Origin of the sequence: Actinoplanes sp. NBC_00393, assembly GCF_036053395.1 — a bacterium.
In the GTDB taxonomy this organism is placed as follows: Bacteria; Actinomycetota; Actinomycetes; order Mycobacteriales; family Micromonosporaceae; genus Actinoplanes.
Genome location: NZ_CP107942.1, coordinates 983,595 through 1,003,059, shown reverse-complemented (window position 1 = coordinate 1,003,059; position 19,465 = coordinate 983,595). Strand labels below are relative to the sequence as shown.

Sequence of the window (19,465 nt, the reverse complement as noted above, 5' to 3'; positions counted from 1 at the left end):
GCCTCTGCGTAGCATCACCGGCGGTTTTCCACCACCCCGCGCGCCGTGCCGTTCTACGCCGCGGCGTCCAGCCGGGCCCGCTGCCCGGCGGTGAGCCGCACGTCGCGGGCACCGAGCGCCTCGCTGATCTGGGCGGCCGTGGTCACCCCCACGATCGGCGACACCGGCACCGGCCCGCCGGCGATCCACGCCAGCACCACCTGGTTGCGGGTCGCGCCGGTCTCCGCAACCACCTCGTCCAGCACCGCCAGGCGCCGGGCGGTGCCGGGATGGGCGTACGCCTCCGGCAGCGGCCGGTCCGCCCGGGTGTACCCGCCGTCGATCAGCGTGTTGTACGCCCACAGCCGCATCCCCTCGGTGGACGCCACGTAGTCGAACGTCTCCGGCGACGCGTGCACGTGCCCGCTCTGCGGCAGCGCCGCCCCCGGCAACGGCTGCAGGTACGACCAGCGCAGCTGCATCGCCGAGTACCCGGCCAGCCCCCGCTGCGCGGCGATCGCCCGGGCCTGCGCGACCCGCCACGCCGGGTGGTTCGACGCGCCCAGCCGCGCCACCCGCCCGTCCGCGACGAACCCGCCGAGCGTCTCCACCGTCTCCTCCAGCGACACCGACCGGTCCTCGACGTGCGCCCAGTACAGATCCACCGACTCCACCTGCAGCCGCTCCAGGCTGCCGGCCAGCGCGTTGCGCAGCGCCGGCCCGGACAGTCCCTCGATGTGTTCCGGGTACCCGTTCGGGACGGTCGGCTCCGCGCCGCCCTTGGTGCTCAGCCGGATCCGCTCCCGCATGCCGGGCCGCTTGGCCAGCCAGTTGCCGATGACCGTCTCGCCCTGCCCGCCGAGGCCGCTGTCATGCAGCCACCAGCTGTAGTTGTTCGCCGTGTCGATCCACTCCCCGCCGAGCCCGGTGAACTGGTCGAGCAGATCGAACGACTGTGCCTCGTCCACCCGGGTGCCGAAGGCCAGCGCGCCGAGGACGATCGAAATCTCCGTTGCCATGCGGTAGAGCCTGGTTGCTGGAGCGCGCTCCAGGTCAAGCTATTCCAAGGAAACTTTACCGAGGCCGGCCCGCCGGGCCCGGACAATCGCTTCCGACCGGTGCTCGACGTGAAGTTTGGCGAACACGGCCGACACATGGTTGCGGACCGTCTTGGCCGACAGGTGCAGCCGCAGCGCGATGGCGTTGTTCGGGAGCCCTTCGGCGATCAGCTCCAGAACCTCCACCTCCCGATCGGTGAGCTCGGGGAACGGGCGTGCCGCGCGGTGCCCGGACGCAGACCTGGCGAAGTACGCCAGCGCCCGTTCGGCGACGCCGGGGCCCAGCAGCAGGTCGCCGGCCACGACCGCGCGGATCGACCGGATGATGCGCGCCTCGTCGGCGCCCTTCACCAGATAGCCGCGGGCCCCGGCCCGCATGGCGGTGAACAGGGACTCGTCGTTGTCCAGCATGGTGAGTACGAGCACCGCGACGCCGGGTGCCCGGAGCGCCAGCTCCCGCGTCGCGTCGATACCGGTCGTGCCGGGCACGTGCAGATCCATCAGCACCACGTCGACCGCCAGTTCCACGGCGGCGGTCACCGCGGACGGGCCGTCGACGGCTTCGCCGGCCACCTCGATGTCCGCCGCGGCGCCCAGCGCGGCTCGCAGGCCACGCCGGAACACCGGATGGTCGTCGGCGATCAGCACACGGATGGTCATCATGGCCTCCCGAGAGGCAGGGCCGTGGTCACCGTGGTGCCGCCGCCCGGTCTCGGCCTGATCCGAAGGTCACCGCCCAGTTCCTGGGCCCGTTCCAGCATGGAGCGCAGTCCCAGCCCGGGCGTGACCCGGCTACCGGCGTTCTCGATGCCGACGCCGTCGTCCTCGATCAAGAGCTCGATGCACTCCGCGCCGGCGCCGACCTCGACCCGGCAGTGCCCGGCCCGGGCGTGCCGGGCCACGTTGGTGATCGCCACCATCGCGATCCGGTACGCCGCGAGTTCGGTCTCCGGAAGCAGCGCCGGAAGGACCTCCGGCCCGCGGACGGTGACGGTGAGCGCCGCGCCGCTGCGTTCCGAGACCGTGAAGGCGTGCTGGCGCAACGCTTCGAGCAGGCCGACCCCGGTCGGCGGCGTCGGATGCATCTGCGCGACCAGCCAGCGGACGTCCACCAGGCACTGCTGGACCTCGTCGTGCAGTTCGGCCAGCAGCCGCGCGGTCTCCGGCCGGCCGGCCACCGAGCGCCGTGCCGCGCCCAGCCCCAGGGCCAGGCCCGCGAGCGTGGGTCCCAGCCCGTCGTGCAGATCCCGGCGGATGCGATGCCGTTCCTGGTCGCGGGCGAACGCCAGCCGGGCATGCGACCGGCGCAGATCGTCGGTGAGCCGGGCGGCGTGCACGGCGGCGCCCAGGTGCGGCAGGACGTCGTCCAGCAGCCGCTGGTCGACCGGGTCCAGACTGTCGCGCCCGGCCCGTACGCCGACGACGAGCGATCCGACCGGCCGGCCGGCGTGCCACAACCGCAGATCCACCGTGGTGGCCGGCGCCGTTCCGTGTCCGGCCGCCGGCAGTTGGTCGTCACCGAGGTGCACCGCGACGTACGGCAGCCGCATAGTGACCGCAACCGCGTGCACGATGTCGGGCAGTACCTCGTGCGGGGTGACCGCATCGGTCAACCGGTGCCCGAAGTCGATGAGCGCGGCGTAGGAGTCCGGCCGGCGGCCGTACAGCAGACGGTCGACGCCGTGCTGCACCGATCGCCGGGCCGGATCGAGCCCGAGGGCCACCACCACCGCCGCGGCCACCGCTCCGGTCCCGTTGCCACCCAGGCTGTTGCCGAGCCACCCCACGAAGGTCGCGAACACCGCGACGATCAGGGCGGTCAGAACGGTGTACACCAGCGTCCGGTTCAGCACCCGGTCGCCGTCGTACAGGCCGTGGCGCACCATCGCGACGCCGAGCGCGACCGGGATGAACGCCACCGCGGCCAGGGTCGCCCACTGATTCGGCACGAGCGTGAGGACGACGATCAGCGGCACCATGGCCGCCAGGAACCAGGCGAGGCGCCCGCGCTCGGGCCCGCTCGAGCGTCGCATCCGCACCGCGATCGCAGCGATCCCGGCAAGCCCGCAGCCCGCGCTGATCAGCAGACCGGTGACCGCCAGGTCGCTCGGCAGGTCGACCGGCAACCAGTGCCGGGCCAGCGGATTGCCACGGCCGGGAAACGAGTCGGTGAGCAGGTCCGTCCAGACGGCGGCGGCGACCACGGCCACCGACATGGCGGCCGCGGCGAGGATTCCGACCGGCCGCCAGCGCCGCGACGGCAGCTGCCCGTCGGGGTAGAGCAGCGGGATCGCGCCGACCTGCAGAAGGAACGCCGGCCACCACAGGTACGAACCGAGCCAGGCCGCCGGTCCGCCCCACGGCAGCGCGCCGGGCCGGGTGGTGAACGTGTACACCGCCCATTCGGTGCCCAGCACAGTTCCCGCGTTCAGCAGCGCCACCACGAGGAACACCCATCCGAGCCGGTGGCGGGCGGCCGCCCGGAGCACCAGGACCGCCACCACGGCGTAGCCCACCGCCAGAACCACGTTGTTGGCCAGGTTGCTCCGGACCAGGTCCGCGCCACTGCGGCCGTTCATCACCGCCAGCACCAGACCCAGACCGGCGGCGCTCACCGCGGCCGCTCCCAGGCCGGGAACGACCGCGGTGACGACGCCGGTCCAGAACCGCACTTCTGACCACCTCAACGCACAGTGTGCGCTTCGGCGGGCATGACCACAGTCGTCGGCATGGCCGATCCGCGTACCACGGACCAGCCGATCCAGGCCAGTGCGGCGAACCAGATCGCATGCGCCGGGACCGGCACCGGCCCGAACAGCCCGAAGTCGCCCAGCACAGCCGCCACCATCAGCACCAGAGCGCCCCGCGCCGCGGTCCGGGCCCGCCACAGCGCAACGGCCAGCACCACCAGGCCGACCGGAGCCGACAGGAACATCACGGCGACCGGGACGACCGCCACCGAGCCGGTCACCGCGTCATCGAGCCGCAGCACCGCTGCCACGCCGAACCCTTCGGCCAGCGCCACCCGTTCCACCATCTCCATGCCCTGCAGGACCGACAGACCGACGAAGCCGGCGAAAGCCAACGCGCCGCCGGCCCACGCGAGCCGGGGCGAGCCACGGACCGCGAGCGCGGCCAGCACCAGCGCGGTCACCAGAAGGAACGGCAGGGCGACGATGCCGAAGAGCTGAGCCAGCCCGAACGGCTCCGGATCAGCGGCCATGGCCGCGAACCGGGCGGCGGGCGTGTCGTAGGACGGCACCAGGACTTCCTCGAGCGTCTGCAGCAGGCCCGCGGCGATCATGGCCGCGCACGCGGCCGACCGCAGCCGCCGGCCCCATTCCAGGCCGTCGCCGGACGTCGCCGTCACCCAGGCCCGCCGCCGCATCGCTGTCGATACGCGCATCAGCTTTCTCCCTCGCTGCCGGCCGCCGGGTGCGGCCGTCCACGACCACCGTGCGACGCCCGGGATCCCGGACGGATGGGAGCACTGTCCCGATCCGGCCCGGGATCCGGTCGCGAGGAGGACGTTGGCCGGCACACCGGCGACGCCGGTGCCGTCGAGGTCGCTCCACAGCGGTGGCAGGAGGGCGGCCACGGTCGCCGCCTGCAGCGTCCCGCCCGCTACCCTGTCGGCAGCGAGACGAGCTACGGGGAGGCATCGTGCCGTACACGCCTGGTGAAGCGGCGGGCCGGATCGGCGTCAGCATCGACACGATCCGCTACTACGAGAAGATCGGACTGATGCACGGCATCCGGCGCGACTCCGGCGGGCGGCGGGTGTTCTCCGACGACGACCTGTCCCGGCTCGGGCTGCTGCGCTGCCTGCGGGACTCGGGCATGCCGATCGCCCGGCTGCGCCGGTTCGCCGAGCTGCTGCAGGGCGGCGACGACACCGCCGAACAGCGGACCGCCCTGCTCGAGGAACACGACCGGGAGATCGACGACAAGGTCGCCCAGTTGCGCCTCGAGCAGGAACGCGTCCGCGAAAAGATCAAGTGGTATCGCTCGGTGAGTATTGTTCACGACGGTGGAGACCGGGTCGGCGACCCGCGCTGACCAGCTGGTCGCGGAGGGTCGTGAACAATACTCAGTAACGGCACCTCAGGACAGCGAGGCTGTGGCGCAGCACTGAGATCTGCGTGCCCGCCTTGAAGGTCTTGCGCCGGGTCGCCAGCAGCGGATCCGCGGTGTTCGCCGCGATCTCCCAGGTACGGCCGTAGTCGCGGCCCGGCAGCGTGAACGACACGTCCTCGTCGAGCGGGTTGAACAGCAGCAGGAACGAGTCGTCCTGGATCTCCTCGCCGAGGGCGTCGCGTTCCGGGATGCCGTGCCCGTTCAGGAAGACGGTCATGGTCATCCCGCTGCGGGTGTTCCAGTCCGCCTCGGTCATCACCTCGCCGTCACGGCGCAGCCAGGCGATGTCCGGCAGCTTGGAGTCACCGGCCGGCTCCCCCGTGAAGAACCGGCGGCGGCGGAAGATCGGGTGTTCGGCCCGCAGCTTGAGCAGCCGGTGCACGAACCCGGTCAGCACGTCGTAGTTGCGGGCCTCCTGCCAGTCCACCCAACTGAGCTCGTTGTCCTGGCAGTACACGTTGTTGTTGCCCTGCTGAGTGCGGCCCAGCTCGTCGCCGTGCACGATCATCGGGACACCCTGGCTGAGCAGCAGCGTGGCCAGGAAGTTGCGCTTCTGCCGCTCGCGCAGCGTGACGATGTCGGGATCCTCGCTGGGGCCTTCGACGCCGCAGTTCCACGACCGGTTGTGGCTCTCGCCGTCGCGGTTACCCTCGCCGTTCGCGTCGTTGTGCTTCTCGTTGTACGACACCAGGTCGTGCATCGTGAAACCGTCGTGCGCGGTGACGAAGTTGATCGACGCGATCGGCCGCCGGCCGTCGTCCTGATACAGGTCGGAGCTGCCGGTGAACCGCGACGCGAATTCGCCGAGGCTGGAGGGCTCGCCGCGCCAGAAATCGCGTACCGAATCCCGGTATTTGCCGTTCCATTCCGTCCAGTTCGGCGGGAAGCCGCCGACCTGGTAGCCACCGTCGCCCACGTCCCACGGCTCGGCGATCAGCTTCACCTGGGAGACGACCGGGTCCTGGTTGACCAGGTCGAAGAAGGCGGCGAGCCGGTCCACCTCGTGGAACTCGCGGGCCAGCGCGGAGGCCAGGTCGAAGCGGAAACCGTCGACGTGCATCTCGGTCACCCAGTAGCGCAGCGAGTCCATGATCAGCCGCAGCGACTCGTGGTGGCGCACATTCAGACTGTTCCCGGTGCCCGTCGTGTCGTAGTAATAGGACCGGTCCTCGTCGACCAGACGGTAATAGGCCGGGTTGTCGATCCCGCGCATCGACAGGGTCGGGCCCAGGTGGTTGCCCTCGGCAGTGTGGTTGTAGACGACGTCCAGGATCACCTCGATGCCGGCCTGGTGCAGCGCCTTCACCATCGCCTTGAACTCCTGCACCTGCCCGCCACCGCCGGCGAACGACGCGTAACCGTTGTGCGGCGCGAAGAACCCGATCGTGTTGTAACCCCAGTAGTTGGACAGGCCCTTCTCGATCAGGCCGCTGTCGTGCACGAACTGGTGCACCGGCATCAACTCGACCGCGGTCACCCCCAACCGCTTCAGGTACTTGATCATCACGGGGTGGGCCAGCCCGGAGTACGTCCCCCGCACGTCTTCGGGGATGTCCGGATGCTGGATCGTCATCCCCTTGACGTGCGCCTCGTAGATCACCGTCTCGTACATCGGGATCTTCAGCGGCCGGTCGTTGCCCCAGTCGAAATACGGGTTGATCACCACGGAGCGCGGCGCGAACGGGGCCGAGTCGGCGTCGTTGTAGGAATGCGGATCCCCGAACCGGTACGAGAACAGCGCCTCGTCCCACCGGTAGTCACCCTCGATCGCCTTCGCGTACGGGTCGAGCAGCAACTTGTTCGGATTGCACCGCAAGCCCTGGGACGGGTCGTAAGGGCCGTGCACCCGGTAGCCGTACCGCTGGCCCGGCACCACGCGGGGCAGATAGCCGTGCCAGACCAGGGCCTCCCGTTCCGGCAGGTCGATACGGGTCTCATTCCCGTCGTCGTCGAACAGGCACAGTTCGACCCGGTGCGCCGCTTCGGAGAAGAGAGCGAAGTTGGTTCCGCCGCCGTCGTACGTGGCACCCAGCGGGTAGGGGTTGCCCGGCCAGATATGCATGAGCCCCACGATGCCCCGTCGATGCACATGCGGAAACGCCCTGTTGATGTGACCAAGCTCCCGCGCGTCGGTTTAGCCACCGGGCCGACGGCAATGAATCAGGCATGAAACGTGGAATCCGGGCGGCCGCGGCAGCCGCCGCCTCGGCCGTGGCCGCCGTCGCCGTACGGGACCTGATGCAGCGCAACCACGCCCTGCTGCGCAACTTCCCGGTCATCGGGCACGGCCGCTACCTGATCGAGGCGATCGGGCCGGAACTGCGCCAGTACGTCGTCGCCGGCAACAACGAGGAGCGCCCGTTCACCCGTGACCAGCGGCGATGGGTCTACGCGTCGGCGAAGATGGAGAACAACTACTTCGGGTTCGGCACCGACAACGACATCGAGTACACCGCCGGATACCCGATCATCAAGCACAAGACGTTCGGGCGGGCGGTGCCGCGTTCGAACCCGTCGGCCGGCTACGAGGCGTACGTGCCGTGTGCCAAAGTGCTCGGCGCGGCCCGCGGGCGGCGGCACGCGTTCCGGCCCGAGTCGGTCGTCAACATCTCCGGCATGAGCTTCGGATCGCTCTCCGGTGCGGCCGTCGAAGCTCTGAACCGGGGCGCGGCGCTGGCCGGCTGCCTGCACAACACGGGTGAGGGGGCGCTTTCGCCGTACCATCGCCGTGGTGGTGATCTGATCTTTCAGATCGGGACGTCGTACTTCGGCTGCCGCGACGAGCAGGGACGCTTCGACCTGCAACGGCTCAAGGACCTGGTGGCCTCCGCCCCGGTCCGGGCCCTGGAGATCAAACTCAGTCAGGGCGCCAAGCCCAGCCTCGGCGGGCTGCTGCCCGGCGCCAAGGTCTCCGCCGAGATCGCCGCCACCCGCGGCATCCCCGAAGGCGTGGACTGCGTCAGCCCGTCCCGGCACGCCGAGTTCCACGACACCGACAGCCTGCTCGACTGGATCGAACTGCTCGCCGCCGAGACCGGCCTGCCGGTCGGCATCAAATCAGCCGTCGGCGACCTGGGCTTCTGGGACGAGCTGATCACCCTGATGGCCACCACCGGCCGCGGCCCCGACTTCGTGACCATCGACGGCGGCGAAGGCGGCACCGGCGCGGCGCCGCTGATCTTCACCGACACCGTGTCGCTGCCGTTCCAGGTCGGCTTCGCCCGCGTCTACCGGATGTTCGCCGAACGCAACCTGCACGAACAGGTCGTCTTCGTCGGCGCCGGCAAACTCGGCCTGCCGGACAACGCGGTCGTCGCCTTCGCCCTCGGCTGCGACATGGTCAACGTCGCCCGCGAGGCGATGCTCGCGATCGGTTGCATCCAGGCGCAGAAATGCCACACCGACACCTGCCCGACCGGCGTGGCCACCCAGAACCGCTGGCTCACCCGCGGCCTCGACCCCACCCTGAAATCGGTACGTGCCGCCAACTACATCAAGACGCTGCGTCGCGACCTGCTCAAAGTCGCCGAAGCCTGCGGCGTCGAACACCCCGGGCTGATCGACACCGGCTCGGTGGAGATCCTCGACGGGCGTACCGCGGCGACCGCCCTCGACGAGGTCTACGGCTACCGCGCCGGCTGGGGCCTGCCGTCCGCCGCCGACCAGAAGGCCATCGCCGAACTGATGACCGCCACCGAACCCCAGGGCAGTACCGCACCGCCCTCCGCCACGCGGGTGGGATAGAAACCGAGCTCGTGCCCCGCCGCTATCTGATCCTCGCGATCTGCTGCCTCAGCCTGCTGATCATCAGCCTGGACGCGACGATCGTGAACATCGCGCTGCCCGCGATCCGTGACGACCTGGACACCACGGTTTCCGGGCTGCAGTGGACGCTCGACGCGTACACCCTCGTCCTGGCCAGCCTGCTGGTCCTGGCCGGCTCGGTCGCCGACCGCATCGGCCGGCGCCGGGTCTTCCAGGCCGGCCTCGCAGTGTTCACCGTCGGCTCCCTACTCTGCAGCGTGGCCCCGAGCCTCGGCTGGCTGATCGTTTTCCGCATGGTCCAGGCTGTCGGCGGCTCCATGCTCAACCCGGTCGCCATGTCGATCATCACGAACACCTTCACCGACCCCCGCGAACGTGCCCGCGCCATCGGCGTCTGGGGCGCGGTCACCGGCTTCAGCATGGCCCTCGGCCCGGTCGCCGGCGGCGTGCTCGTGCACTCCTTCGGCTGGGAGTCGATCTTCTGGATCAACGTGCCGGTCGGGATCGCCGCCTTCCTGCTGGCCTGGCGCTTCATCCCCGAGTCCCGCGCCGGACACGCGCGCCGGCTCGACCCCGGCGGCCAGGTGCTGGTGTTCACGCTGCTCGCCTCAGTCACGTACGGAATCATCGAAGGCCCCGCCGCCGGCTGGACCTCGCCGGAAATCCTCGGCTGCTTCGGCCTCGGCGCGGCCGCCCTCGGCGGCCTCCTCTGGTGGGAGCCGCGCCGCGCCGAACCCCTGATCGAACTCGGACTCTTCCGCCGCCGCCCATTCGCCGGCGCCACCCTCATCGCGGTGTGCGCGTTCGCCGCGCTCGGCGGCTTTCTCTTCCTGAACACCCTCTACCTGCAGGAGATCCGCGGCCTGACCGCCCTGCAGGCCGGCCTCTACACGCTGCCGATGGCCGTGATGACCATCATCGCGTCACCGATCTCCGGCCGGCTGGTCGCCTCCCGCGGCACCCGCCTCCCCCTCACCATCGCCGGCACCGCGATGGCCGCCGGCCTGCTGCCGATGACGTGGGCGGGTGCTGCCACACCGGCCTGGCAGCTGTTCGCCGGCTACCTGGTCTTCGGGTTCGGCTTCGGCATGGTCAACACGCCGATCACCAACACAGCGGTCTCCGGCATGCCGCGCGACCGCGCCGGCGTCGCCGCCGCGATCGCCTCCACAAGCCGCCAGGTAGGCACGGCGCTGGGCGTGGCGGTCATCGGCGCCGTCGTGGCTTCCGCCACCACCGGCGCTGTCGCTGCAAACTCGCAGCACGCCGCCTGGTGGATCCTGTGCGGCCTGGGCTTGGCGGTGCTCGCGCTGGGCCGCATCAGCACGGCCCCACAGGCCAAAACCCCTCCCCGGTACGCCGAAAAGCTCCCCTCTTAACCAGCGCCCCGCCGTTTGTCCGGCGCCCCGCCGCAGTTCCGCCTGTTTTGTCCGGCGCCCTGGTGCAGCTTCGCCGTCTTAGCCGGTGCCCCGAGCGCAGCGTGGCCCGCACGGTGTGAACAAGCCCTCGGCCCAGCAGCAGCCCGTCGCGCAAGACGATGCGACAGGCCCCTGGTCGGCGACCTTCGATCCAGTAGCCATAGTCGGGCTCACCCCGCCTTTGCATCCTAGGAGGCTAGCCAACTGCTTCCCGGCGCGGTCAGCTAGGGCGAGCTCGCCCGGGCTGTTGCTGAGTACCGAACGCGTCCTCCGGACCTGCACGGACGACGGCTGGCCAGCTTCGGCCGTCGCCCACGCAGGAAACGGACGCAGCATTACCGGCCTGAGCGGCGGCCCGTCCGCCTCAGCCGCCGCCCACGCACGGAATATGCGCCGCATAAGGGCTCGTCGAAGAACAAGCCGTTGCTTGGCGGATTTCGATGCGTTGATCTGTTATGGCGGTATCGGAGGAGGAACGGGGCAGGCTGGCAGCGAAGTTTGAGGTGATCTTGCCGCATCTGGACGAGCGGCAACGCCGGTTGCTGCTGGGTGCTGAGGCTCGGGTGCTGGGGCATGGCGGGATCCGGGCGGTAGCGCGAGCTGCCGGGGTCCGGGAGGGCACGGTGGCTGCGGGCGTCGATGAGTTGGAGGCCGGGGTGGCGCCGCTGGGCCGGGTCCGCCGTGCCGGTGGCGGCCGGAAGCCGGTGACCGAACATGATCCCGCTCTGATGCCGGCGTTGTTGGGGCTGGTCGAGCCGGACGAGCGGGGGGACCCGATGTCGCCGCTGCGATGGACGACGAAGTCGTTGCGCCACCTTGCGCAGGAACTGGCCGGGCGGGGTCATAAGGCCGGGCCGGACACGATCGCTGCTCTGCTGCACGGTGAGGGATTCAGCCTTCAGGGCAATGCCAAGACTCTGGAAGGCAGACGCCATCCCGACCGCGACGCCCAGTTCGGCTACATCAACGAGCAGGTCAAGGATTATCTGTCCAGCGGTGACCCGGTCGTCAGCGTCGATACGAAGAAGAAGGAACTCGTCGGCGCGTTCGCGAACAAGGGCCGCGAGTGGCGGCCTGCCGGTGAGCCGGCCGTAGTCCGCACCCACGACTTCGCCGATCCGCAGCTGGGACAGGTGATCCCCTACGGGGTCTACGACCTGGCCGCCGACACCGGCTGGGTCGCCGTCGGCACCGACCACAACACCGCCGCGTTCGCCGTCGCCACTCTGCGCCGCTGGTGGGACGGCTACGGCCGTGACCGCTACCCGAACGCCGGACGGCTCTTGATCACCGCGGACGCCGGCGGATCCAACGGCTACCGCACTCGCGCCTGGAAAACGGATCTGGCCGCTCTCGCCGCCGAAATCGGGCTACCGATCACCGTCTGCCACTTCCCGCCCGGCACCAGTAAATGGAACCGTATCGAGCATCGCTTGTTCGCCCACATCTCGATGAACTGGCGGGCACGACCCCTGACCAGCCACGAGACCATCGTCCACACGATCGCCGCGACCACCACCAGCAGCGGGCTGCGCGTGCACGCCGAACTCGACACCGGCCACTACCCGACCGGCGTCGTCATCACCGACGAGCAGATGAGCACCCTGGCCATCGACCGTCACGACTGGCACGGCGACTGGAACTACACCCTGCGCCCCGACCCGGCCACACCCGCCGGCGAACCCGCGACAGCCCTACCACCGCTGCATCACCTGGCCGCGCTGGTGCACCCGGCCATCACCGGCATGCCCGACAGCGCATGGAACGACCTGATCAACCGGCTCACCGTTCCCCATCAAGCCCAACACGAAGCGTTCCTGCACAACCTGCGCGGCCACGCCCGGCCCCGCGGCGGCGGCCGCAAGATCCGCGTCACCCTCAGCCACCAACTACTGGCCACCTTGCTCCACGACCGCTACCAACTGCCCCGCAAGGTCATCGCCGATCTGTTCGGCGTCGCCGGCACCACCATCAACGTCGCCATCCGCAACACCCGCACCCTGCTCACCCAAATCCAGCACCCCATCGAACCCAGCAACATCCGCCTCACCAACCACACCGACCTCGCCGCTCACACCCGCGCCGCCGGATTCACCGCACCCGCCTTGATCAAAACAGCGAGTTAAAAATCGACGAGCCCTAACCCGCCTGAGTGGCGGCCCGCCCACCCCGGCCGCCGCCCACGCACGGAATACGCGCCGCATAACCCGCCTGAGCGGCGGCCCGCCCACCCCAGCCGCCGCCCACGCACGAAATACGCGGGTGCTGCTGGCCTTGGGCAGCGGGTGGTTTGGTGAGGGAGCAAGCGCTGCCGGCCCGGAGCGGCGGGCCGTCTAGAGACAGCAGGACACGGGCGGGCGCTGCCGGCCTGGAGCGGCGGGCCGACTGGAGACAGCAGCACAACGGGAAGGCGCTGCTGGCCTGGAGCGGCAGGTGGCCCTGGGAGAGCAGGACACGGGCAGGCGCTGCCGGCCTGGAGCGGCGGGCCGACTGGAGACAGCAGCACAACGGGAAGGCGCTGCTGGCCTGGAGCGGCAGGTGGCCCTGGGAGAGCAGGACACGGGCAGGCGCTGCTGGCGTGGGGCGGCAGGTGGCCCTGGGAGAGCAGGACACGGGCAGGCGCTGCAGGCCTGGGGCGGCGGGTGGTCTGGCGAGCAGGACACGGGCAGGCGTGGGTGGCTCGGGGCGGCGGGTGGTTTGGAGAGGGGGCGGGGAGAGCGGACAATTGGCCAGTGACCGACCTGCTGGACATTCGCCGCATTTATCTGGAGCCGGCGGCGGCGGAACTGCCTCGTGGCAAGGAAGTTCTCGAGCGCTATCCGGACGCCACGATCGTCGAGGTGGAGAGTCACCAGCGGATCCCGGAGCTCTACGGCGATGAGACCAACGTGCGCCGCTGGGTGCGGATCAAGCGGGAAGCCCTGGTGCTGGGGGTGAAGAAGACGCTCACCGCCCGGCCGAACGGGCGGTCGGCGGACTTCATCGCCCCTAGCACCGCTAACGGGTGTGCGATGGCCTGCGCCTATTGCTACGTTCCGCGGCACAAGGGGTACAGCAACCCGATCACCGTCTTCGCGAACATCGAGAAGATCTCGGCGTACCTGGGACGGCACGTGGCCCGGCAGGGCAGCAAGCCGGAGCCGAACGAGTGTGATCCGCACAGCTGGGTCTATGACATCGGCGAGAACTCGGACTGCTCGGTGGACGCCCTGATCAGCGACAACGTCCGCGATCTGGTGACGCTGTTCCGGGAGCTGCCCACCGCGAAGGCCAGCTTCGCGACGAAGCACGTCAACCGGGATCTGCTGGACTGGGATCCGCAGGGGCGGACCCGGATCCGGTTCTCGCTGATGCCGCCGCGGGACGCCAAGGTCCTCGACATCCGGACCAGCAGCATCCCGGAGCGGATCGCCGCGATCGACGATTTCGTGGCGGCCGGGTACGAGGTGCACGTCAACTTCAGCCCGGTGGTGGTCCGCGACGGCTGGCTGGAGGACTGGGCCGACCTGCTCGACCACCTGGACGCCGGCCTCGGCGCGGAGGCGAAGAAGCAGCTCGCCGCCGAGATCATCTTCCTGACGCACAACCGGGGCCTGCACGAGGTGAACCTGGGCTGGCATCCGCGCGCCGAGGAGCTGCTCTGGCAACCTGGACTCCAGCAGCCGAAGCGCTCGCAGAACGGTGACCTCAACGTCCGGTACCGGACCGGCGCGAAAGGCTCGTACGTCCGCGCTCTCACCGATCTGATCGCCGAGCGCACGCCCTACCTTAAGATCCGGTATGCCTTCTGACAGGGATGTCTTCGATGAGGCCGCCGCCGATTACGACCAGCTCGGCGTGGAGTTCTTCACCCCGATGGGGGCGGCGCTGGCGGCCGCGGCGGGGATCACCCGCGGGGATCGCGTGCTCGACGTGGGGTGCGGGCGCGGGGCGGTGCTCTTCCCGGCGGCGGAGGCGGCCGGGGAATCGGGGCGGGTGACCGGAATCGATCGGGCGCCGGCCATGGTGTCGCTGACCAGCGCGGAGGCCGCCCATCTGCCGCAAGTACAGGTCCTGGTCGGGGATGCGCAGGCGCCGGACTTCCCGGGCGAGAGCTTCGACGTGATCACCGCGGGGCTGCTGCTCTTCTTCCTGCCGGACCCGGGCGCCGCGCTTCACGCGTACCGCAAACTCTTGCGACCCGGTGGAACGCTGGCTTTCAGCGCCTTTGCCCAGTTTGACCCGCGGCATCGCGCGGCCATGCAGGCCGTCGCGCGGCACGCTGTGGATCCGCCGCCGGAGATGGCGCTCGCGGAGATGTTCAAGGATGCCGGCCGGTTGCGCGCCGCGGTGGGCGAGGCCGGATTCCTCGGTACGAGCGTCGAAGAGCTGACCGTGCGCAGTGAGTTCCGCGACCGCGAGCATTTCCTCGCGTGGGTCGGCTCGCACAACGGCCGGGAACTGGTGCGCCGGGTGCCGGCGGAGCGCCGCGGCGACCTGCTCGCCGAGCTGGCCACTGTCCTGTCCGAGCCGCCGGAGCTGGCCACCACGATCCGGTTGATCAACGCCCACCGGCCGGGGTGAAACGGGTGGAGCCCGGCGGGATCGCCGCCGGGCTCCGGTATGGGTGCGTTTGAATGGGTGCGGGTGAACGGGGTCAGGCGAAGCGGGCGGCGATCCAGTCGGCGACGAGATCGGCCGACTCGATGACGGCGCTGTCGTGGGTGGCGCCCTCGAGCGGCACGAACTTCACCGGGATGCTCGGGTAGTCCTTCTTCAGCTGCGGGACCAGGTAGTCCTCGGAGAGGAAGAAGGGCACGTCCTGATCGGCGGTGCCGTGCACGATCAGCACCGGCGCGCTCGGGGAGGTGCGGCCCGGGTTGAGGTACTGCCGGAACTTGCTGATGATCGTCGGGTGGACGGTGCCGCCGGTCAGCAGCTGGGCGGCGGTGAGTTCGTCGTAGGCGTCGAGGATCTCGTAGAGGCAGCCGGTCTGCAGCACGCCGACCTTCGCCTCGGCCTGGGGAGCCAGGTACGTGAACGGCTGGAACGCGGGTTCGACGGCGTTGATGCCGTACAGGGCCATCACCAGGTAGCCCTGGGCGGGTGAGCCGGGGATCAGCGGGGCCAGGACGTCGGCGTTGGAGAGCGGGGCGATGCTGGCCGTGCCCTTCAGCACCAGGTTGCCGTCGTAGGACGGGGCGAGCTGGCTGGCGAAGAGCGAACCCTGGCCGCCCTGCGAGTGGCCGTCGATGGCGTACTGGGTGGACAGGGCGGCGTCGAGGTTACGGGCGGCCTTCACGCTGTCGATCAGGGACCGGCCCTCGCTGGCCCCCACCAGGTACGGGTGCGGCAGGGCAGTCCCGAGTCCCGGGTAGTCGGGCGCCGCCACGGTCCATCCGCGGCTCAGCAGTTCGGCGACGGCGACCCGGGCCTCGGGCCAGAACACGCCCTGATTCGTGGACGGGGCGCACTTGTCGGCGAGTCCGGTGGTGCCGTGACCCCACGCGACGATCTTGTTTTTCTTTCCGGTCTTCGGCGTCAGCACCAGACCGGTCGCGGTGGTCAGACTGCCATTGACGTTGGTGGACACGTACTGGATCCGCTTGCCGGTGGCGAGTGGGGCCAATTCGGCCGGGAGGGCCGCGGCCGAAGAGGTGAGGACGAAGCCTGGCAGCTGCGCCGCGCTCGCCGCCGTGCTGGTCGCGGCCGTCGTTCCGGCCACCGCCACCAACACGGCGAGCAGGACCCTGGTGATCGTTTTCATGGCACCCCAGTTCCCTTTTCTTGATCATTGTTCTTGATCGTGGGAACTCAGCCTAAAACTGATCACGGCAATCTGTATCCGTATCCAGGTACACAGATGCGTGGCCGCGAATCCGATGTGTACTCACCGTTTGCGGCAAAAAGAAGATCCAATTAAGCGACCCTTTATGGATGTCACACTCCACTGGGGAATGTCTCCGGTTCCCTGGAGTCGACCCGGAGGGTGTGCAGCGGCCGCAGCGCGCGCGTCCCGTCGAACCAGAGGAACGCGTCGTACCGCTCCCCCAGGACCGTCGGCACGTAGTTGGACCAGCGTTCCCGCTCCGGCCGGTACACCACGCCGATCGCCCGGTGCGGCAGCACGGTGGTGAGCAGGTCCGGCCCGTCCGGGCCGGGCGGGAAGACGAAGACGCCGCATTCGGGCGCGGTCAGATGCAGCACCTCCTCCAGCGATCCGGCCCGCGCCGGCGGCACGGGCATCGCTTCCATCGGGGCGCCCCAGGCCGGTCCGGCCACCACACTTCCCCGGTACGTGCCGAAGCCGACCAGGACCACTTCATCGTCGCCGAACCGTTCGCGGGCGAGTTGTCCCAGGGTGACCTCGCCGTACTCGGACTGGTCGGTGGCCCGGGCGTCGCCGACGTGCGTGTTGTGCGCCCACACCACGGCCTTCGACGCCGGGCCGTAGCGGTCGAGCAGGCGGGCCAGGGTCTGGTCCATGTGCCGGTCCCGGATGTTCCACGCCTCCGGGCCGCCGCGGACCATGGTCCGGTAGTAACCCTCCGCACCCGCAACGACCTCAGCGTTCTGCCACACCCCGAAATCCCGGTCGCGGAGCGTGGTCAGCATGGCGACGACCCGGTCCTCGCAGCTCGCCGGGACGAACTGGGTGGCCCAGCCGTACGCGTTCGGGTCCTCGGCGTACGGCTCGAAGCACCGGTAGGCGTCCAGCGCGGCCGGCACCAGGTTCGGGTCGTTCTCGCGCAGCCAGGTCAGGATCTCCCGCATCGACTGCCAGAGCGAGTAGACGTCGAGGCCGTGGAAACCGGCCCGGTCGTCGGCCGGCCGCTTCGCGTTGTGGTCGTGCAGCCAGCGGGTGAAGTCGACGGTCTCCTCGTTCGCCCACATCCAGGTGGGCCAGCGGTCGTACCGGACCAGGGCGTCACGCGGGTCGCTCCCGCCCCGGACCGCGTCGTCGACGCGCCGGCAGTCCGGCCAGTCGCCCTCCACCGCGACGAAGGAGAAGCCGCGCTCGGCGATCAACCGCCGGGTCAGCGCGGCGCGCCACTCGTAGAACTCGTGCGTACCGTGGGTGGCCTCGCCGATCATGACGACCCGCGCGCCGGCCGCCCGGTCCAGGAGGATCTCCAGGTCGCCCGGGTCGCGCAGTGGCCGGGCGATGGACGCCACCTCGTCCCCGTAACGGATCATTCAGTGCTGGTACCCGCACCGGAATGCAACATACGTCCGACTTTGCCCATTGACGAAGGGGTGGTGCCCGGCGAACGACGGCGGCTCGGGCGGGCCGCCAGGATGCAGGTGTCGTCGTCCGGGTTGGCGCGGCGCAGGCGGGCCAGCAGCTCGGCCAGGGGTTGCTGCGGGGAGGCGCGGACCGCGTCGTCGACCGCGGCGATCACCGCGTCCAGGCCGGCGTCGAGGCTGCGCCGGCGATGCTCGACCAGCCCGTCGGTGTAGAGCAGCAGGACGTCGCCGGCGCGGAACTCGGTCACCGCGCCGGCGTACGTCGCGTCCTCGACCACGCCCAGCAACGGCCCCGCGGGCCGGGCCAGCGGCGCGGTACGCCCACCCCGGCTCAGCAGCGGCGGCGGATGCCCGGCCTGGGCCCAGACCAGCTCCCGCCGGCGCGGATCGAACCGGGCGATCACCGCGGTGGCGGCCAGCTCGGGCGACTCGTGCCCCAGCTCGCAGGTCAGCCGGTTCAGCTGTGCCAGCAGCGTGCTGGGATCGCTGGTGAGGATGCTGAGGGCGCGCAGCGCGTGCCGCAGCTGGGCCATCGTGGTCGCCGCCTGGGTGCCGTGGCCGGCCACGTCGCCGACGGCGAGCAGAACGGAGCCGTCGCGCAGCGCCGCCGCGTGGTACCAGTCGCCGCCGACCAGGGTGTCGTCGCCGGCCGGCAGGTAGCGGATCGCCGCCCGCAGCCCGGGCAGGTCGATCGGCTCCTCGGGGATCGGCAGGATGATCCGCTGCAGGCGGCCGGCCAGGTCGTGTTCCGCGGCGAGGGTCCGGCTCTGCTCGTCGAGCTGGTGTTCCACCTCGGCCAGGCGCTCCGCCCCGGCCTGCTGCTCGGTGACGTCCTGGACGACGCCGTACAGGCGCAGCGGCCGGCCCTCGGTGTCACGGACCGCGTCGGCGACCGTCCGCAGATGCTTGACCCGCCCGCCGATCCGCACCCGGTGCACGACGTCGACCCGCTGGCCGCGCCGGAACGACTCCTGGGCGGCGGTCCGCAGCGGCACGTCGTCGGCGACCGCCAGGGCCGCCGCCTCCTCCTGCTTGAGCGGGCCGAGCGACGGGTCCCGTTCGTAGATCCGGTACAGCTGCGGTGACCAGTAGATCTCGCCGCTGATCATGTCCCACTCGCCCCAGCCCAGGTTGCCGAGCTGCTCCATGCCGTCCAGCCGGTCCACCTCGTGGTCCGGGTCGTCGCGGCGCTCCCAGCTGATCAGCAGGCCGGGGCCGAGCGGCCGGGCCCGTACGGTGAACTCGCCCTCCCCCATCCGGACCGGCCCGACGTCGGCCGGCTCACCGCGGTCGAGAACCCGCTGGTACAGGTGCCAGCGCTGCTCGGCGAGCACCTCCGGGTAGTAGCGGCTCACCGGGTGCCCGATCAGCTGCGTGCCGCGCCGGCCGTCCGGGGTCACCGCCTCCGGGGTGCAGGCCGCCCACACCAGGTCGATCAGCCGGCCGGCGTCGTCGCGTTCCGCGGTGAAGAACGCGGCCATGCCGGGCAGCGCGTCCAGGACGCCCTGCACGGTGGCGAGCCACGGCCGGAACCGGCGCGGCGGCGGCTCCGCCGTGGTCAGCGCCGGCGCCGGGCTGACCACCGCGGGGTTGACCATGGCAGCGGCGACGATCTGCGGGGCCGTCTCCGGCGACGGCCGGTCCGCGGTCTGCGGCCCGCCGTCGAACAGCCGGATCACGCGGCCGGCCACGTCGGCCACATCGCACCGCTGCTCGGCCGCCATCCGCAGCAGGTGCCGGTGCGCCTCGGCGAGCCGGCACCGGGCCCGGCCCGCCAGCAACCCGACCGCCCGGTCAACGACGGCGCGTGCGCTTTCCGGCGAGCCGTGCGTATGCGCCTGACCTGCCACCAGCGACCTCCCCGCCTGCTTGACGAACTCC

General features: G+C 70.5%; 14 protein-coding genes. 6 read left to right on the top strand and 8 right to left on the bottom strand.

What is annotated here, in order from left to right; genetic code table 11:
• Window positions 1-53 precede the first annotated feature (53 nt).
• The 4 genes from OHA21_RS04390 to OHA21_RS04375 are packed head-to-tail and all read right to left on the bottom strand — an operon-like array spanning window position 54 to window position 4,443.
• On the bottom strand, window positions 54-998 hold the full coding sequence (locus OHA21_RS04390; RefSeq protein ID WP_328470376.1) for an aldo/keto reductase: 945 nt from the start codon (window positions 996-998) through the stop codon (window positions 54-56).
• 39 nt (window positions 999-1,037) lie between these two features.
• On the bottom strand, window positions 1,038-1,700 hold the full coding sequence (locus tag OHA21_RS04385) for a response regulator transcription factor (RefSeq protein ID WP_328470374.1): 663 nt from the start codon (window positions 1,698-1,700) through the stop codon (window positions 1,038-1,040).
• Window positions 1,697-3,709, bottom strand: a complete 2,013-nt coding sequence (locus OHA21_RS04380; protein ID WP_328470372.1) for a sensor histidine kinase — start codon at window positions 3,707-3,709, stop codon at window positions 1,697-1,699. The genes OHA21_RS04385 and OHA21_RS04380 overlap by 4 nt, the downstream gene beginning before the upstream one ends.
• Before the next feature lie 11 nt (window positions 3,710-3,720).
• A complete protein-coding gene (locus tag OHA21_RS04375; protein ID WP_328470370.1) occupies window positions 3,721-4,443 on the bottom strand; it encodes a hypothetical protein in 723 nt (240 codons plus the stop codon).
• A gap of 254 nt (window positions 4,444-4,697) precedes the next feature.
• Between OHA21_RS04375 and OHA21_RS04370 the strand changes: the two genes are divergently transcribed.
• On the top strand, window positions 4,698-5,096 hold the full coding sequence (locus tag OHA21_RS04370; RefSeq protein ID WP_328478290.1) for a MerR family transcriptional regulator: 399 nt from the start codon (window positions 4,698-4,700) through the stop codon (window positions 5,094-5,096).
• 31 nt (window positions 5,097-5,127) lie between these two features.
• Here OHA21_RS04370 and glgX read toward each other — a convergent pair whose 3' ends face one another.
• Window positions 5,128-7,236 (bottom strand): glycogen debranching protein GlgX, encoded by a 2,109-nt coding sequence (gene glgX / locus OHA21_RS04365; protein ID WP_328470368.1) that lies wholly within the window; start codon window positions 7,234-7,236, stop codon window positions 5,128-5,130.
• 104 nt (window positions 7,237-7,340) lie between these two features.
• Between glgX and OHA21_RS04360 the strand changes: the two genes are divergently transcribed.
• The 5 genes from OHA21_RS04360 (at window position 7,341) to OHA21_RS04340 (ending at window position 14,920) form a co-directional block, all read left to right on the top strand.
• Window positions 7,341-8,918 (top strand): FMN-binding glutamate synthase family protein, encoded by a 1,578-nt coding sequence (locus OHA21_RS04360; protein ID WP_328470366.1) that lies wholly within the window; start codon window positions 7,341-7,343, stop codon window positions 8,916-8,918.
• An 11-nt stretch (window positions 8,919-8,929) separates the two neighbouring features.
• Window positions 8,930-10,318 carry an MFS transporter gene (locus OHA21_RS04355; RefSeq protein ID WP_328470364.1) on the top strand — a complete coding sequence of 463 codons (1,389 nt, stop codon included), beginning with the start codon at window positions 8,930-8,932 and terminating at the stop codon, window positions 10,316-10,318.
• Window positions 10,319-10,812: 494 nt separating this feature from the next.
• Window positions 10,813-12,483, top strand: a complete 1,671-nt coding sequence (locus tag OHA21_RS04350) for an ISAzo13 family transposase (protein WP_442875064.1) — start codon at window positions 10,813-10,815, stop codon at window positions 12,481-12,483.
• 606 nt (window positions 12,484-13,089) lie between these two features.
• The gene (locus tag OHA21_RS04345) at window positions 13,090-14,148 is read left to right on the top strand and encodes a spore photoproduct lyase family protein (protein WP_328470362.1); all 1,059 of its coding nucleotides are present in this window, start codon (window positions 13,090-13,092) and stop codon (window positions 14,146-14,148) included.
• Window positions 14,138-14,920, top strand: coding sequence for a class I SAM-dependent methyltransferase (locus OHA21_RS04340; protein ID WP_328470360.1), 783 nt, complete (start codon window positions 14,138-14,140; stop codon window positions 14,918-14,920). The genes OHA21_RS04345 and OHA21_RS04340 overlap by 11 nt, the downstream gene beginning before the upstream one ends.
• A 73-nt stretch (window positions 14,921-14,993) precedes the next feature.
• Here the strand turns inward: OHA21_RS04340 and OHA21_RS04335 are convergent, their stop codons facing one another.
• The 3 genes from OHA21_RS04335 to OHA21_RS04325 all read right to left on the bottom strand — a co-directional run bounded on the left by OHA21_RS04335 (window position 14,994) and on the right by OHA21_RS04325 (window position 19,434).
• On the bottom strand, window positions 14,994-16,103 hold the full coding sequence (locus OHA21_RS04335; RefSeq protein WP_328470358.1) for an alpha/beta fold hydrolase: 1,110 nt from the start codon (window positions 16,101-16,103) through the stop codon (window positions 14,994-14,996).
• Window positions 16,104-16,276: 173 nt separating this feature from the next.
• Window positions 16,277-17,533 carry an erythromycin esterase family protein gene (locus tag OHA21_RS04330; protein WP_328470356.1) on the bottom strand — a complete coding sequence of 419 codons (1,257 nt, stop codon included), beginning with the start codon at window positions 17,531-17,533 and terminating at the stop codon, window positions 16,277-16,279.
• On the bottom strand, window positions 17,530-19,434 hold the full coding sequence (locus OHA21_RS04325; RefSeq protein ID WP_328470354.1) for a SpoIIE family protein phosphatase: 1,905 nt from the start codon (window positions 19,432-19,434) through the stop codon (window positions 17,530-17,532). Before OHA21_RS04325 ends, OHA21_RS04330 begins: the two co-directional genes overlap by 4 nt.
• Between the last annotated feature and the right edge of the window lie 31 nt (window positions 19,435-19,465).